This is a genomic window from Flagellimonas sediminis (assembly GCF_010500845.1).
Taxonomy (GTDB): domain Bacteria; phylum Bacteroidota; class Bacteroidia; order Flavobacteriales; family Flavobacteriaceae; genus Flagellimonas; species Flagellimonas sediminis.
In genome coordinates this window covers 89,764-107,394 of sequence record NZ_JAAAMI010000005.1, presented here as the reverse complement: position 1 = coordinate 107,394, position 17,631 = coordinate 89,764, and the positions used below count along the sequence as shown (strand labels likewise).

Here is a 17,631-nt window from a genome sequence, read left to right as displayed (position 1 = left end):
TTTTGCGGTCGAATTTCCCGAAATTTAAAGAAACAAAAAATTAAAATCTGACAAAACCATCCTTTTATGGGCAAAACTATCATTATTTCAAATCGACTACCTGTTCAATTACAAATTAGCAATGGAACCATCAATGCTATACCAAGTGTAGGAGGTTTGGCCACCGGAATGAAATCAGTTCACAGTGGAAGCGATGGGCTCTGGATCGGGTGGTCGGGACTTACCGATGAAGAAACCCCTCCTGAATTGGAGAAGGATATCGACAAGGCATTGGCCGAGAACGGTTGTGCCAATGTAAAACTCAATGCCGAAGAAATAGAAGGTTTTTACTTCGGTTTTAGCAATCGAACGGTTTGGCCCCTGTTCCACTATTTTTTGGAATATTCTGAGTTCGAGCTTGATTTTTGGAACACCTACAAAGCCGTTAACCAAAAATTTGCCGATGCCATTATAGAACAGTCGGACGAGGACGACACCATCTGGGTGCACGATTACCAATTGATGCTCGTGCCCCAAATGGTTCGTGAAAAACGCCCCAATACCACTATTGGTTTCTTTTTGCACATCCCCTTTCCTTCCTACGAAATCTTTAGGACCCTGCCCTGGCGTGAAGAGATATTGGAAGGCTTGTTGGGTTCCGACTTGATCGGGTTCCATACCTATGACTACGAACGACATTTTCTGAGTTCCGTAAGAAGGTTGTTGGGCTTGGATGTAAGTTTCAATGATATTTATTTGGACAACAGGGTAATTAAAGTGGATTCTTTCCCTATGGGAATCGACTACAAAAAATTTAGGGATGCCGCCATCCTGCATTCCTCAAAAAGTGAAGACGAACGCAGTGACCTGCAAATGCGGCTGGATAACCACAAGGCCTCTGCACCCGATACCAAACTCATTTTGTCTATAGATCGTTTGGATTATAGCAAGGGTATCGCAAAGCGTATCAACGCTTTTGAATATTTTTTGAACAAGTATCCTGAATACAGGGAAAAGGTACGATTGATCATGTTGGCCGTTCCATCGCGTTCCAATGTGCCCCAATACCAGTTGCTGAAAAAAGAGATTGATGAATTGGTCGGGCGCATCAACGGGGAACTATCCACGGTAAATTGGACCCCGATTTGGTATTTTTACCGCTCGTTGCCATTTGATAACCTTATAGACCTATATACCTCAAGTGATATTGCCTGGTTAACGCCCCTTCGGGATGGCATGAACCTCGTCGCCAAGGAATATATCGCCACACGGACCGACAAGACCGGTGTCCTTATCCTAAGTGAGATGGCAGGCTCGGCCTATGAAATGAACGAAGCCCTTTTGATCAACCCCAACAATTTTGAGGAACAGGCGGACACCTTGAAAAAAGCCTTGAACATGCCCGTTGAAGAACAAATAGCGAGGAACGAGTTTCTTCAAAACCGGTTGGAACGCTATAATGTTGAAGTATGGGCCAAGGAGTTCATGCGTGCATTGAAAGAGAAGAAAGATGTGGGCAGTTCCTTCATATCACAGAAAATGTCCAATGACATCTTGAACAACATTGGCGACGAATATACAAAAGCAAAAAAACGGTTGTTGTTCCTGGATTATGATGGCACCTTGGTCGGATTTCACAAAGACCCCCAAAAAGCAGCACCAGATGAAGAACTGTATGAACTTTTGGACCAGCTACAGCACCAAAAGGATACCTCCCTTTTTCTGATCAGTGGGCGCGATAAACAGACTTTTGGGCGTTGGTTCCTTCCAAAAAAATACAATATGATCGTGGAGCACGGGGTTTGGATTTCCAGAGAAGGGCAGGAATTTAAAATGTTGGAACAGGTAAAAGGGGAATGGATGGCCAAGATAAGACCTGTTTTGGAATCTTTTGTGGACAGGACTCCGGGGTCTTTCATTGAGGAGAAAAACTATTCCTTGGCCTGGCACTACCGGAACACCGATCCCGATTTCGGCGAAAAACGGGCCACCGAGCTCAACACGGTGCTTAGAAGTTTGATCGGAAATGACGACATTAGTGTCTTGAACGGTAACAAGGTCATGGAAATCAAGAGCAGTAATGTGAACAAGGGACGTGCCGCCACTCGGATGTTGAGTGAAGATGATTACGATTTTGTCTTTGCCATTGGTGACGACTGGACAGATGAGTTTATGTTCCAAGAACTTCCTGAATCGGCCATAACGGTAAAAGTGGGGCTCAAAAAGACCCATGCCAGATACCATGTGGAAAACACCAGAAGAGTACGGGAACTTTTAACACGGTTTGCCAAACCATGAGTTTCAAAGTTTTCATCATCGTCAATTTGTTAGGCACCATCCTCTTAAACGCACAACCCAACACGGAGGTGTATCTTTTTGACCTGACATTCCAGAATGACATGCCGCTCTTATCCAATCCGAAAAACATTTCCAATAACGATGGGTACGATAATCAACCTTCCTTTTGGGACGACGATACCGTTTTGTTTGCCTCTACAAGAGAAGACCAAACGGATATTGTTCGATTGAGCATCAACGAAGGAAGCAAATACACATGGTTGACCAACACACCCATCGGAAGTGAATATTCCCCACTGAAAATCCCTGGCAAAAATGCTTTTTCCGCCATTCGGTTGGATTTGGATGGGCTTCAGCGGCTATATGAATACGACCTGAAAACTGGCAACTCTACCCCTATCACCAATCTAAAGATCGGTTACCATGTTTGGATGAATAAAGAACTGTTGGTCGCAACAGTATTGGTTGAAAATCGAATGGACCTAGTGGTCATCAACCTGAAGGAGAACAGCCATTATACAGTTCAAAAAAATGTGGGACGATCGTTGCATAAAATTCCGGGCAAAAACCTCATTAGCTATTTAGACAAAACAAATTACAAAAGTGATAAAACAACGCTAAAGTCATTAGATCCATTTACCGGCCAAACAGAAGATATACTGAATTTTCTACTAAAAGTTGACGATTTCATTTGGCTTCCAGATGGATCACTTTTGGTTCCTGACAATAATAGGATTGCTATGTATAATCCAAAACAAGGAAATAAATGGCAAGATTTTTATGTTTTTGACAAAAACCAGGTTTTTCAGATTTCCAGAATGGCTTTAAGTCCAAACGGTAAACGATTTGCACTGGTATCCGAAATTTCACCTGTACAGATTGCTGAACAACAAGTAGATAGGTTCAACAATAGGAACTTAAATTCATTTTTGAATTGCTTTACAGATAATATTTTGGTAGAACGGTTTTCAGGTATTAAAATGTATCAAGGCAAAGATGCGATGTTGGAAAATTATGAACGGTTTTTTAACAATACCAAAACATCAAGTGTTGAAGTGATCAAACGCATAGCAATTGGCAATAAAATAATTGATGAAGAAAAAGCATTTGTTGATGGTAACCAAGGTCATCAAGTGGCAATCTATGAAGTAAGCAACGGATTGATTTCCTCTATGACATTTATATTTTCAGAAGAAGTGATTTCAGATGCCGAGGCAGTAGTTCAAAAACAACTGGATGCCTACAATGCGAGGGACATTGATGCCTTTTTGGATACCTATTCAGAAAATATCAAACTGTATAATTTTCCAAACCAACTTTTCTCTGAAGGCAAAACAGCCATGGAAACACAGTATGGCAGTTTTTTTGAAAACACACCTGATCTGCATTGTACCATAAAAAATAGGATGGTTATCGGCAACAAGGTCATTGATGAGGAATCGGTGACCGTAAACGGCTCCACATTCTCCGCAGTAGCCATTTATGAGGTGGAAAAGGGCAAAATTGTAAAAGTTACATTTTTACGTTGATATCTTTTTTTCTACTTTCATCGGATCAAAACAAAACCTCAATTAACCATAAGAAATTCCGCTCCAGTATCTATCGAGCTTTTCAGAAACAAAACCTTACTAAAATGAAAAAGTTTTCCGTGCTTTTGGTTGCTCTCATGGGCATCCCGATGCTTTATTCCCAAACCGATATTCGCATTTATGACATCATCAACAACGTTTCAGCAGAGCGGATTGAAAAAGACGTGACCACTTTGGTGAATTTTGGTACCAGACATACTTTGAGCGACACCATTTCCCAAACCCGTGGGATTGGCGCCGCTCGCCGATGGATCAAATCGGAGTTCGACAAAATCTCTTCGGAATGCAGTGATTGTCTGGAGGTATTCTATCAAAAAAATCTGGTTCCCAAAGGTGACAACGCCCGAATCGTGCATGATGTTTGGGTAGTAAACGTGGTTGCGGTACAGAAAGGGACCAAATATCCCAACCGCTACATCATTATGAGTGGCGATATCGATTCTAGGGTCAGTGATCCTGCCAACTTTACTTCGGATTCCCCAGGTGCCAACGACAACGCCAGTGGCATGGCCGGGACCATTGAAGCGGCAAGGGTTCTTTCCAAATACAAATTTGAAAGCAGCATTATTTACGTAGGACTTTCCGGCGAGGAACAAGGCCTTTATGGCGGAAAAGGACTGGCCGAGTATGCCAAGGCACAAGGATGGGACATTGTAGGCATCCTGAACAACGATATGATCGGGAACATTACTGGTGTAGATGGCGTGGTGAGCAACCGGGATTTCCGTATTTTTTCAGAACCCGTACCCCCAACGGAAACCGAACAACAACGAAATGCCCGTCGTTTTTACGGTGGTGAAGTGGATGGCATTTCCCGTCAGTTGGCACGATATGTTTACACGACGACCAAAACCTATATGCCGGAAATGAACCCCATGATGGTATACCGATTGGATCGCTTTGGACGCGGAGGCCACCATAGACCTTTTAACGATGCTGGCTTTGCAGGCATCCGAATTATGGAGGCGCATGAAAATTACACCCAACAACATCAGGACATCCGTGTGGAGGATGGTATTGCATATGGTGATAAATTGGAGCACGTAAATTTTGGCTACGCTAAAAAACTGACTGCGGTAAACGCCATCAACCTCGCATCGATTGCATGGGCCCCTCCTGCCCCAACCACTGTGGAAATTGGCGGTATCGTGGAACCTAATGCCAAGCTGCGTTGGAATAAGGTAGATGGTGCCGTTGGCTATAAAATCTATTGGAGGGACACTACTTCCCCAACTTGGGACAATGCCCGATATGTAGGTAATGTGACAGAATTTGTGTTGGAAGGCATCGTGCTTGACAACTATTTCTTTGGAGTGGCCTCCGTAGGTAAAGATGGGCACGAAAGCCCTGTGGTTTTCCCAAATAAAGTATTTAGATAGAAAATGAAATTCAACAAATATCTGATTGCCATCAGCGCCTTATTGATGGCCTCTTGGACGGGCTCTGCCCAAAACTTTACCAGACAGGATACCCTTCGAGGCAGTATTACCACGGAAAGGGAGTGGTGGGATTTGAACTACTACGATTTGAACGTAAAGGTAGACCCAAGTGAAAAATTCCTATCGGGCTATAATGTGGTTCGCTACAAAGTGTTGAAAGCATCCAATGTGTTGCAAATTGACCTCCAGGAGCCGATGAAAATCTCGGCCATTACCCAAGACGGTAAAAAATTAAAGTTTACTTCCGAAGGAAACGCACATTTCATCCAACTGAAGAAAAAACAGGTGCCCGGCGATTTCAATGAAATCAAGATTGAATACTCCGGTCATCCAAGGGAAGCTGTTCGAGCGCCATGGGACGGTGGTTTTTCATGGAAAGAGGATTCCGAAGGCCAACCGTTTGTGGCCACATCTTGTCAAGGATTAGGTGCCAGCGTATGGTGGCCCAACAAGGACCATATGTATGATGAAGTGGACAGTATGCGCATCAGCGTTACCGTTCCCAAAGACCTGATGGATGTATCCAACGGTCGGTTGGAACGCGTAGATGAAAATGGAAATTTCAAAACCTATCACTGGTTTGTGGACAACCCCATCAACAACTATGGGGTAAACGTGAACATTGCCCATTATGCCCATTTCCATGAAACCTACCAAGGAGAAAAAGGGCCTTTGGACATGGACTTTTATGTGCTGCCCGATAACCTGGAAAAGGCCAAAAAGCAATTCACCCAAGCCGATATGATGCTTCGGGCCTTTGAACATTGGTTCGGTCCCTACCCTTTTTATGAGGATGGTTTTAAACTCGTAGAAGTGCCTTATTTGGGCATGGAACACCAAAGCTCCGTTACCTATGGCAACAAATATGAAAATGGCTATTTGGGACGTGATCTTTCCGGTACGGGTTGGGGTTTAAATTTTGATTTTATCATCATCCACGAATCGGGTCATGAATGGTTCGCCAACAACATAACCTACAAGGACATAGCCGATATGTGGGTACACGAAGGGTTTACGGCCTATTCAGAAAACCTGTACCTCGACTACCATTTCGGTACCAAGGCATCTGCAGAATATGTGATCGGTACCCGGGCGAATATCCGCAACGATAAACCCATAATCGGGCCTTATGATGTGAACACCAGTGGATCTGGTGATATGTACTACAAAGGGGCCAATATCTTGCACACCTTGCGTCAATTGGTTGAGGATGATGAACTTTGGAGACAAATACTTCGTGGACTGAATACCGATTTTTACCATCAAACCGTCACTTCGGCCCAGATTGAAAATTACCTGAGTGAAAAAAGTGGCAAGGACCTTTCGGCCTTTTTCAACCAATACTTGCGCACTACCATGATTCCCAAGTTGGAATATAAAATGGAAGGCAATGAAATGACGTATCGATATACCAATGTTGTAGAGGATTTTGATATGCCCATCCGCCTATTTGTGGATGAAAAGGAACATTGGATATTTCCCAATTCGGAATGGAAAACGGAAAAATTGGAAGGACCTGAGTTGGTCATCGATAAGAACTTTTATATAGATACTGAAAAACGTTGATTTGGACGAACTGACCGAACATTATTTTGCTTCCGATGCTGAATGGCGGAAATGGTTGCATGAAAACCATCGAACAGTAGATGGAGTGCACCTCATTTTTTATGCAGTAGACCACCACATGGATAGCATGCGTTGGGAAGAAGCAGTACGAGTGGCTCTATGTTACGGCTGGATTGATAGCACCGTAAAAAGTCTAGGCGATGGAAAGCGAAGACAGTATTTCTGTCCTAGAAAGCCCAAAAGCACCTGGAGCAAGGTCAATAAAGACCATATAGAGGAATTGATGGCAGAAGAACTCATGCACCAAAGTGGCCTGGATGCCATTCGATTGGCGAAGGAAAATGGGTCTTGGACTGTGCTTGACGATGTGGAAAATGGAGTGGTTCCCAATGACCTGCAACTAGCATTCAACAAGAACAAGAAAGCGTTCAAGAATTTCCAAGGGTTTACCCGTGGACAACAAAAAAGTTACCTCTATTGGCTGAACCAAGCCAAACGGGAAGAAACCCGACAAAAAAGGATTGAGGAAATCGTGGCCCTATCCGATCAAAATATCAAGTACCGAAACCCTTAAGGCGTTTTTCCATATTTTCGGTGATAGACCAAGGCCGCAACTCCCCCGATAAAGGCAAAGGCGCTTAACATCCAAAACACATGTTGGTGTCCCAATTCCTCTCCCGGATGGGCGTCCAAAAGCATACCGTAGGCCGGACCGGCGAACACATCCGGAGTATATCCGACCAATGAAATGAGTCCCACCGCAGTACCGGTCAAGGTCAATGGAATCTTGCCCACCTGCATCACACCAAAATATAACGCCCTGGTAGCATAAACCCCGGCAGCTATCACCACCACCGACATAAAGAACAACAGCGTAGTGGTCGGGGCAATAATGCCACTGGCGAAAAGCAGCCCTCCCAACAAGGTTAACACAAAGCTCACCACCAACAACCAAGTAATTTTGAGTCGATCCGCTATCAATCCGAAAATAATTCCGGTGGCAGGCCTCAGAAACTGCAAGAGCGTACCCACTTTGGCCGCATCCACTTGATCGTAGTGCATCACTTCTTCCGCATACTGCGAAATGATATCCGTGATCTTATACCCCACATAACCACAAAGAATGATCACCATCAAAAGCCAAACAGAAGGAAGTTTCAACACCTGTTTGACATCCTCCCAAGAAATGCGTTCGAGAATTTCCTTTTCGCCAGTATCCCGGGTCTTCATAAAAAACCAAACCAAAATCCCGATCAAAATGATGATCACGGAAGATGAATAGAGAACATAGGTAAACGCTTCCTTACGCTGTCCAAGGCTGGCATCAGCGGGATAATCGGATAGGAAAAAGGAAAAAACCACCACGCCCAACAAACTGAACAGTGCCCCGGTAAACCCTCGACCACCGTCCAAAAAACCGAACGCCTTACCCTGTGAATTGGCACCGCCCCATACCCGTGTGGCCTTGATCATGGGCGCCCAAAAAAGGAAGATGGTGGTAAAGCCCCACCAACCGTACAAGATTTGAAGCAACCACAAATCGGGGTACTGCACAAACAAAAAGCCTCCTATGGCGGTCAACCATAATGCAATGGCGATCAATTTTCGGGGCGGATATTTATCGGCCAAGGGGCCTCCCAAAATATAGGACCCCATGGCCACGAGCCCGTATACGGAAAAACAAAGTCCCAATTGTACATTATCGACCTCCAACACATCCAAGACGGTTGGCCTAAAAACGCGGGGCAATACAAAGGGAAGAATAAAAATGGCCTCTCCCGAAAGAATCAACAATACTAAATAGAACCAGCTTGGCTTCGTATCCTTCAAAACGTGTGTTTCGTTAAAAATCATCAAAAAAGAGGAGATACCCAAAAGCACCCAAAATAAAAAATCGGGTATCTTTAAAAAGTGAAAACAGATTTCCTATGATTCGACCTCTTTTTGTTTTGCTGTTATTGTTGGCCTTGGGTTGTAAAAACGAACCCATCGAAACCTATGAACTGGCCATAACCAATGCCCATGTGATCCATTTGGAAACAGGCAAGGTTGCATTGCAGAACATTTACATTTCCAATGGAAAAATTGCCGCCATAGAAGCTGCTGAAACCAAAACCAATGTAAGGGCCGATTCCACTATCGATGCCACTGGAAAGTATGTTTTACCTGGATTTTGGGACAATCACATCCATTTAAGGGGTGGTGATTCCCTGATTGCCAACAACAAGAATTTCCTGAAACTCTTCATTGCCAATGGCATCACCACCGTGCGGGACGCTGGCGGTGACTTGACCCATTCCGTCATGGACTGGAAGCACCAGATCGCTGCGGAGGAATTGGTAGGTCCCACCATTTTTACGGCAGGTCCTAAAATTGATGGCCCCAATGCTACTTGGGCCGGTTCCTTGGAAGTGGAAACGGATGAAGATATTGTAAAAGCCTTGGATTCCTTGGAGAAACTTAAGGTCGATTTTGTAAAGATCTACGACAGCCGAATTTCTGGAAAAAATTATTTGAAATCCATTGTAGAGGCCAAAAAAAGAGGGTTCACTGTATCGGGTCATATGCCCTTTACCGTTACTTTGAATAAAACTATTGCTGCCGGAATGGATGGCATCGAACATCTGTATTACATCATGAAAGGCTGTGCCAGCAATGAATTGGATGTCACAGAAAAATTGAAGAACGTTGAAATAGGTTTTTGGGGAGCCATGCCTGCGCTAATGGGCGCTTATTCCGACAGTACAGCTCAAGTGACCTTCAAAACCCTGAAGGACCATGATGTCTTTGTTGTTCCCACCCTTCATATTGGCAAAACCTTGAGTTATCTGGACGAAGTGGACCACGCCAACGACCCTTATTTGAAATACATGGGCGAAGGTATCGTCAAAACATACGAAGGACGCATCCGAAGTGCCATGAATGCCTCCGAGGAAGCCAGAAAAAACAGAAAAGAACTGGATACCTTCTTTGGGCAACTGGCCAAATCCCTGAATACGGCCGGAGTACAACTTTTGGCCGGCTCCGATAGTGGGGCCTTCAACTCCTATACCTATCCCGGAATTTCCTTGCATGGGGAACTGCAAGCCATGGTCCAAAATGGTATTTCTCCTTTGGAGGCTTTACGGACCTCAGCCTATAACGGGACCAAATTTTTAGGACAAACCGATAGATATGGCACCATTTCCGAAGGAAAAGTATCCGATTTGGTAATTTTGGAAGGCAATCCATTGGAAAATATCGAGAATACCCGAAACATCCATTCCGTAATTAAAGGGACACAGGTATTTTCCAAGGAGCAATTGAATAAACTTTTGGATGAAGCCGTAATGCCCTAAATCAAACGCCATGATGAAAACATTTCTCTCAAACCACACTTACCTTCTGATATTGATGCTTTGGATGACCGCTTCAACCCAAGCACAGACCTTGTTGATCCCAGATCGGGTATTTGATGGGGAAGAAATGCATTCAGGTTGGGTAGTTGCAGTGGCAGAAAACAAAATTGTATATGCGGGACCGGAAAATGGTTTAAAACGTGCCAATTCCTATAAAAGAATTGATTTGGGGGGAACCACCCTCATGCCTGGAATCATTGAGGGCCATTCCCATCTGCTTTTGCATCCCTATAATGAAACCGAATGGAACGATCAGGTTTTGAAGGAATCCCCGACCGAAAGAGCCATTCGTGGGGTAGTTCATGCCAAGAAGTCATTGATGGCTGGAATCACCACTATGCGCGATCTCGGTTCCGAAGGTGCCGGATATACCGATGTCTATCTCAAAAAAACTATAGATGATGGCATCATTCCCGGTCCAAGATTGTTGGTTGCCGGCCCCGCCATTGTGGCGACAGGGGCTTATGGTCCAAAAGGATTCCATGACGGGGTCACCGTGCCCCTTGGTGCGGTTCCCGTGAGCGGAAGGGACGAAGCGATCAAGGAAGTCCGCACGCAAATGGGCAATGGTGCCAACCTTATTAAAATTTATGCCGATTACCGCTGGAAAACAGGGGAATCTTCCCAACCCACCTTTTTGCAGGAAGAAATTGACGCCATGGTCGCCGCGGCCACCACTGCAGGTCGGTATGTGGTGGCCCATGCCAGTACACCCGAAGGCATGCGAAGGGCCATTTTAGGTGGTGTGGAGACTATTGAACATGGTGATGGCGGAACTATGGAAATCTTCCAACTGATGAAAGCAAAAAAAGTGGCTTTTTGCCCGACCCTTGCCGCTGGAGACGCCACCGAACAATACAAAGGTTGGAAAAAAGACACGGAACCTGATACCGACCGAATCATACAAAAGAAAAAATCCTTTAAACTAGCCCTGGAATCTGGTGTGGATATTGTTTTTGGTGGAGATGTAGGCGTTTTTCCACATGGTGAAAACTACAGGGAAATGGAACTTATGGTCGAATACGGTATACAGCCCATTAAAGTGTTGCAATCGGCCACATCGGTCAATGCAAGGGTACTGCATTTAGAAGGATTGGGCCAAATCCAAAATGATTTTTTGGCCGATATCATTGCTGTGGAGGGCGACCCTTCCCAAAATATCAAGCAGATGGAAAAGGTTCGGTTCGTCATGAAAGATGGGGTCATCTACAAAAACGAGTGATACAGGATCACAATCCGAAAAGACTTGTATACCCCTGCCCATCCATTAACATCTTTTTAAGAAATCAGCCTAGGCTTTTTGGTATCTTTAAGCGACTAATTAACGACCAAAAATGAAGAAGCCTCTTTTCCTGTTGGTGCTCATGGCATCTACAGTACTTTTTTCCCAAGACAAAAAAGACGATACCAAATGGGATGTGACCAATCCCAAAGGAGATTTTGACTTCAAGGAACATCAATTTACTACCGATGAGGGCACTTGGATGAACCTAGATGTGAGTCCGGACGGTAAAACCATTGTGTTTGACCTTTTGGGTGATATCTATTCCATACCCGTAACCGGAGGAACAGCGAAGGCCTTGCGGACCGGTATCCCTTTTGAGGTGCAACCACATTTTAGCCCTGATGGGAAAAAGATCGCCTTTACCAGTGATGCGGGCGGGGGCGACAATATTTGGGTAATGGATGCAGATGGTTCCAACGCCAAGCAGGTAACCGAAGAGAATTTCAGGTTGTTGAACAATTCGTATTGGTTGCCCGATGGTAATTATCTAGTGGCCCGAAAACATTTTACCTCAGGGCGTTCCCTAGGAGCTGGAGAAATTTGGCAATACCACATCACCGGAGGGTCTGGCATTCAACTTACCAAGCGAAAAAACGACCAACAGGATGTGAACGAACCGGTTATTTCCCCAGATGGAAAGTATTTATATTATAGTGAAGATGTGTATCCAGGAGGCTACTTTCAGTACAACAAAGACCCCAACTCGCAGATTTATGCCATCAAACGGTACGATTTTGAAACAGGCGAGACCACTACGGTTACCGGAGGACCTGGTGGTGCCGCAAGACCACAAATTTCACATGATGGCAAAACCCTTGCCTTTATAAAACGGGTTCGCACCAAAACGGTACTCTTCCTTCACAATCTTGAAACAGGTGAAGAGTGGCCCATTTTTGACGACCTGAACAAAGACCAGCAAGAGGCATGGGCCATTTTTGGGGTATATCCCAACTTTAGTTGGATGCCGAATGACAAAGAAATCGTTTTTTGGAACAAGGGAAAGATATACAAGATCGACATCAACTCTTTAGCGGTAACGAATATCCCTTTCACTGTAGAGGCCAAAATTCAAATTGCAGAAACGCTGCATGTAGATGCACCAGCCGCTCCAGACCAATTTACCGCGAAGGTAATTCGGCATGCGACTACCTCTCCCGACCAAAAAACTCTGGTGTTCAATGCTTTGGGACATCTGTGGACCAAAAAATTACCCAATGGGAAACCTGTCCGCTTGACCAAGGGAGAAGATTTTGAGTTTGAACCCGCTTTTTCACCCGATGGGAAGACTATTACATTTGTGACTTGGAACGACGAAAACCTTGGGGCCATGTACAAGATTCCGACTTCTGGAGGTACCATGACCAAACTGACCACTGAAAAAGGCATTTACAGGACCCCTTCCTTCAGTCCTGACGGAAAAATGATCGCCTACCAAAAAGAATCGGGCAATAATGACCAGGGCCGGGTTTTTACCAATAAATCGGGAATCTATACCATGAATGCCGATGGAACTAATGTAAAATGGGTTTTGGACAATGGAGAGTATCCTGTTTTTACCAAAGATGGCAAACGCATTTTCTACCAAACGGGAGGCACCTATTTTGGGAACCTGACCAAATCGCTTAAATCCGTTGATTTTAATGGAAAGGATGAAAGAACGCATATCAAATCCAAATACGCCAACCGACTAGTACCCAGCCCGGATAACAACTGGATAGCATTCACTATTTTGCACAAGGCCTATATTGCACCTTTGGTGCTCAACGGACAGGAGGTGGACCTCGATAACAATTCCAAAGTGGTTCCTGTTTCACAAATTTCCAAGGATGCAGGCATCAACCTGCATTGGTCCAACGATAGCCAAAAGATTTTTTGGACTTTGGGTGATGAGTATTTCGAGAACGACATTAAAGATCGGTTTACCTTTTTGCCCGGTTCCCCAGAAAAAGTGGCCAAGATGGATACTGTGGGCATCAAGGTGGGATTGGTATCCAAAACCTACAAGCCTTCGGGAAGGATTGCCTTTACCAATGCTAGAATCATTACCATGGAAGGTGACGAGGTCATTGAAAACGGCACCATTGTCATCAATGAAAACCGTATTGAATATTTGGGCAAATCGGATGAAATCAATATACCCTCCAACGCGAAAGTGTATGATGTTTCAGGAAAGACCATCATGCCGGGGATTGTGGATGCACATGCCCACGTAGGTGGCTTCCGATATGGGTTGACTACCCAAAAACATTGGCAACTCTATGCAAATTTGGCTTTTGGAGTCACTACTTCGCATGATCCATCAGCCAATACCGAATCCATTTTCGCCATGTCAGAACTCATCAAGAATGGAGATATGATAGGCCCTAGATTGTATTCCACAGGTATCATCCTTTATGGCGCCGATGGGGATTTTAAGGCCGTGATCAACAATTTGGATGATGCCCGTTCGGCCATCCGAAGGACCAAGGCCTTTGGTGCCCATTCCGTTAAAAGCTATAACCAACCCCGAAGGGAGCAACGGCAACAGATCATACAGGCGGCAAGGGAACTGGGCATCAATGTGGTACCCGAAGGCGGTTCCACTTTCTACACCAACATGTCCATGATCATGGACGGGCACACAGGAGTGGAGCACAACATTCCAGTGGCCCCAGTGTACAAAGATGTGACCGAGCTTTGGAAAACAAGCAATTCAGGCTATACCCCTACCCTCATTGTAAACTACGGAGGCCCCAATGGTGAATACTATTTTTACCAAAAGGACAATGTTTGGGAGAACGAAAAACTACTAAAATATACGCCTAGGGAAATCATCGATTCCCGCGCAAGGTTCCGCACCATGGTGCCTGATGAGGAATATGAAAACGGCCATATTCTTGTTTCCAAAACCGTTACCGACCTTGCCCATGAAGGAGTCAAAGTCAATTTGGGAGCCCACGGACAACTGCAGGGACTTGGAGCCCACTGGGAATTATGGCTGCTTCAACAAGGTGGCATGACAAATATGGAGGCCCTGCATGCCGCTACCATTAATGGGGCAAAATATATAGGTGCCGGTAATGACATCGGTTCCTTGAAAGTGGGCAAATTGGCAGACCTCATCGTACTGGATAAAAATCCCTTGGAAGATATCAGAAACTCGGAGTCCGTGAAATACACCATGGTGAACGGTCGCTTGTTCGACACGGAGACTATGAATGAAATTGGCAATACCGAATCGGAACGAACCAAATTCTGGTGGGAAAACAACAAATACAATACAGCATTCCCCTGGCATGAAGAAGCGCATAGCTTTACAACACCCGGCTGCGGATGCCTTATCGGCCACAATTGATATCAAAGACCCTTGATTCCTATAAATTAGGAAGTGTACATATCATCAATGTAAATAAACAAAACATGAAAAAAATTATAGCCATTGCCGTCATAGCCCTGATATGGAGCTGTAAAAAGGAGGAAAAAACACCTTCCATAGCGGAAACCATGAAAACCTATACCATTGACCAAATGATGGACAATGAGGCCATTGGCGGTGGAAGTTTTTCCCCTGACAAAAGCAAGTTGTTGATTTCCAGTAACCGTTCGGGCATCTACAACATGTATACCATTCCCTCCACTGGTGGGGAGATGGTCCCTATTACTCAATCCGATAGCTCCTCGGTATTTTCCATTTCCTATTTTCCAAAGGATGAAAGGATGCTTTTCCGAATGGATAATAACGGGGATGAGATCTATCATATTTTCGTAATGGAAACCGATGGCACACATAAAGACCTTACCCCTGAAGAAGGTGCCCGTTCCCTGTTTTACCAATGGTCACAGGACAGGGCCTCTTTCTTTTACGGTTCCAACAAAAGGGACAAACGCTTTATGGATCTTTACGAAATGGATTTGGGAACCATGGAATCCAAATTGGTCTATCAAAATGAGGATGGGTATGATGTCAGCGCTATTTCACCCGATAAAAAATTTGTTTCCTTGAGCAAATCCATCAATACCAATGATAGCGACCTCTTCCTTTATAATTTGGAAACCAAGGAATTGACCAAGATAAACGAAACCCAAAGCGGTAACAGTGCCCAAGATTTTTCACATGATGGTTCTGCCTTTTATTACACCACTGATGATGGCAGTGAGTTTGCCTATTTGATGAAATATAAAATGGCGGATGGGTCCCGTGAAAAAGCCATGGCCCGTGATTGGGACATCGTCGGGAGCTATTTCACCCACGATGGAACTTATCAGGTTACCTATATCAATGAAGACGCTAAGAGCACCATTGAGGTCATGGAAGTGGCCACAGGGAAAAACATTGACTTGCCAACTGTGGAAAACATGGAAATCACCAGCGTAAGTTTTTCGGATGATGAAACCATGATGCGGTTTTATGCCGGGGGATCCTTTACCCCCTCCAATTTGTATGTGTACAATTTGGAAACCAAGGAACAAACGAAATTGACCAATGTGCTAAACCCAGAAATCCAAGCGCAGGATTTGGTCAAGGCCGAAGTGATTCGTTTCAAATCTTTTGACGGACTTGAAATTCCTGCTATTTATTACAAACCCCATCAGGCATCGGCTGAAAATCCGGTACCGGCCTTGGTGTGGGTACATGGAGGTCCCGGTGGTCAGTCTACCCAAAATTTCAGTGCCTTTATCCAATATCTGGTGAACCATGGATATGCAGTTTTGGCCGTGAACAACCGTGGTAGTAGCGGATATGGTAAATCCTTCTATCAGATGGACGACCTGAATCATGGAGACAAAGACCTCAAGGATTGTGTGGAAGGCAAAAACTGGTTGGCGCAACAACCGGGTATCGATGGTGAAAAAATCGGGATAATCGGTGGTTCCTACGGTGGCTATATGACCATGGCCGCCCTTACGTATGCCCCAGAGGAATTTGATGTAGGTGTGAACCTATTTGGGGTCACCAACTGGATCAGGACCTTGAAGAGTATCCCCCCATGGTGGGAATCTTTTAAGGATGCCTTATACAAAGAGCTGGGCGATCCCTATAGTGCGGATTCCGTTCGGTTGAAGCAGATTTCCCCTCTATTCCATACCGATAAAGTGACCAAACCTTTGATTGTGTTACAAGGCTCCCAAGACCCAAGGGTGCTTCAGGCCGAGTCGGACGAAATTGTGGCTGGTGTGCGCAAAAATGGCGTTCCTGTTGAATATGTCCTTTTTGAAGACGAAGGCCATGGGTTCGTTAAAAAAGAAAACCAAATCACCGCTTACAGTAAAATATTGGAATTTTTGGATGTGTACCTCAAAGGTGAAGGAGAGCAAGGTACGCCCATAAAAGATGGAAATCTATGATCAAAAAAATCACGGCTTTAATGTTCCTGTTCGGTTGCTTGGCGGTAAAGGCCCAGCAACCGGGCGAGGACAATCTGGGTGCTTGGTACATGTATTTTGGGACCAACAAGGTTTCGGAAAGGTTCAGTATCCATACCGAGGCCCAGGTTCGGTTGTATGAAACCACCAGCAACTTTAATCAATTATTGTTACGGACGGGATTGAATTATCACATCAATCCAGATGCGATTGCCACGATGGGTTATGGATATATCGGCACCGATAATACCTACTATGAGTTTCCCGAAGAGGTTGATAGCAAGGAACATCGGATTTTTGAGCAATTTATTCTAAAGAATAAAGTGTGGGAGTTCTTTTTTGAACACCGCTATCGTTTGGAGCAGCGTTTTTTGGATTTAGGAGACGTAACGGACACCCAACACAGGGCCAGATATCGGCTGCAGATGACTCTGCCGCTAACGGACACCTTCTTTCTCAACTTTTATGATGAACTGTTCATTAATCTCCAGGATGACCTTTTTGGACAAAACAGGTTGTATGGTGCAGTTGGCGTAAACATCACGGAAAACAGTAGTCTTCAAATTGGATACATGCGAAACCAATTTGCCAATACCGTGTATGACAGACTCCAGGTCGCCGTTTTCTTTAATCCGGATTTACAAGGATGGTTCAAGAAGCATTGAAGAGTATGTTTAGGCTAACATACTGAATTTATGAAGATTCCCAATGCGTGGTAAAAATACAATTCCCTT

General features: G+C 44.6%; 11 protein-coding genes. 10 read left to right on the top strand and 1 reads right to left on the bottom strand.

The features are described 5' to 3' along the window. Positions 1-66 precede the first annotated feature (66 nt). From GTK07_RS11270 to GTK07_RS11250, 5 genes are all read left to right on the top strand, one after another. Entirely contained in the window at positions 67-2,277 is a 2,211-nt protein-coding gene (locus tag GTK07_RS11270; protein ID WP_163635346.1) for a bifunctional alpha,alpha-trehalose-phosphate synthase (UDP-forming)/trehalose-phosphatase, read from the top strand. Further along, a complete protein-coding gene (locus tag GTK07_RS11265) occupies positions 2,274-3,806 on the top strand; it encodes a nuclear transport factor 2 family protein (protein ID WP_163635345.1) in 1,533 nt (510 codons plus the stop codon). The genes GTK07_RS11270 and GTK07_RS11265 overlap by 4 nt, the downstream gene beginning before the upstream one ends. Before the next feature lie 104 nt (positions 3,807-3,910). Next, positions 3,911-5,245, top strand: coding sequence for a M28 family peptidase (locus tag GTK07_RS11260; RefSeq protein ID WP_163635344.1), 1,335 nt, complete (start codon positions 3,911-3,913; stop codon positions 5,243-5,245). A gap of 3 nt (positions 5,246-5,248) precedes the next feature. Then, positions 5,249-6,871 (top strand): M1 family metallopeptidase, encoded by a 1,623-nt coding sequence (locus GTK07_RS11255; protein WP_163635343.1) that lies wholly within the window; start codon positions 5,249-5,251, stop codon positions 6,869-6,871. Between the two features lies 1 nt (position 6,872). Beyond that, positions 6,873-7,445 (top strand): YdeI/OmpD-associated family protein, encoded by a 573-nt coding sequence (locus GTK07_RS11250; protein WP_163635342.1) that lies wholly within the window; start codon positions 6,873-6,875, stop codon positions 7,443-7,445. Here the strand turns inward: GTK07_RS11250 and GTK07_RS11245 are convergent. Further along, positions 7,442-8,701 carry an MFS transporter gene (locus tag GTK07_RS11245; RefSeq protein ID WP_417939240.1) on the bottom strand — a complete coding sequence of 420 codons (1,260 nt, stop codon included), beginning with the start codon at positions 8,699-8,701 and terminating at the stop codon, positions 7,442-7,444. The two genes, GTK07_RS11250 and GTK07_RS11245, sit on opposite strands and share 4 nt — an antisense overlap. Before the next feature lie 98 nt (positions 8,702-8,799). On the opposite strand from GTK07_RS11245, the gene GTK07_RS11240 reads away from it, so the two are divergent. The 5 genes from GTK07_RS11240 (at position 8,800) to GTK07_RS11220 (ending at position 17,562) form a co-directional block, all read left to right on the top strand. Beyond that, positions 8,800-10,209: an amidohydrolase family protein gene (locus tag GTK07_RS11240; protein WP_163635340.1), complete on the top strand. Its 1,410-nt coding sequence runs from the start codon at positions 8,800-8,802 to the stop codon at positions 10,207-10,209. 10 nt (positions 10,210-10,219) lie between these two features. Next, a complete protein-coding gene (locus GTK07_RS11235; RefSeq protein ID WP_235932778.1) occupies positions 10,220-11,491 on the top strand; it encodes a metal-dependent hydrolase family protein in 1,272 nt (423 codons plus the stop codon). Positions 11,492-11,603: 112 nt separating this feature from the next. Further along, on the top strand, positions 11,604-14,888 hold the full coding sequence (locus tag GTK07_RS11230) for an amidohydrolase family protein (RefSeq protein ID WP_163635339.1): 3,285 nt from the start codon (positions 11,604-11,606) through the stop codon (positions 14,886-14,888). 65 nt (positions 14,889-14,953) lie between these two features. Further along, positions 14,954-16,879, top strand: a complete 1,926-nt coding sequence (locus GTK07_RS11225; protein WP_163635338.1) for a S9 family peptidase — start codon at positions 14,954-14,956, stop codon at positions 16,877-16,879. Continuing rightward, the gene (locus GTK07_RS11220; protein WP_163635337.1) at positions 16,876-17,562 is read left to right on the top strand and encodes a DUF2490 domain-containing protein; all 687 of its coding nucleotides are present in this window, start codon (positions 16,876-16,878) and stop codon (positions 17,560-17,562) included. The genes GTK07_RS11225 and GTK07_RS11220 overlap by 4 nt, the downstream gene beginning before the upstream one ends. Positions 17,563-17,631: the final 69 nt, after the last annotated feature.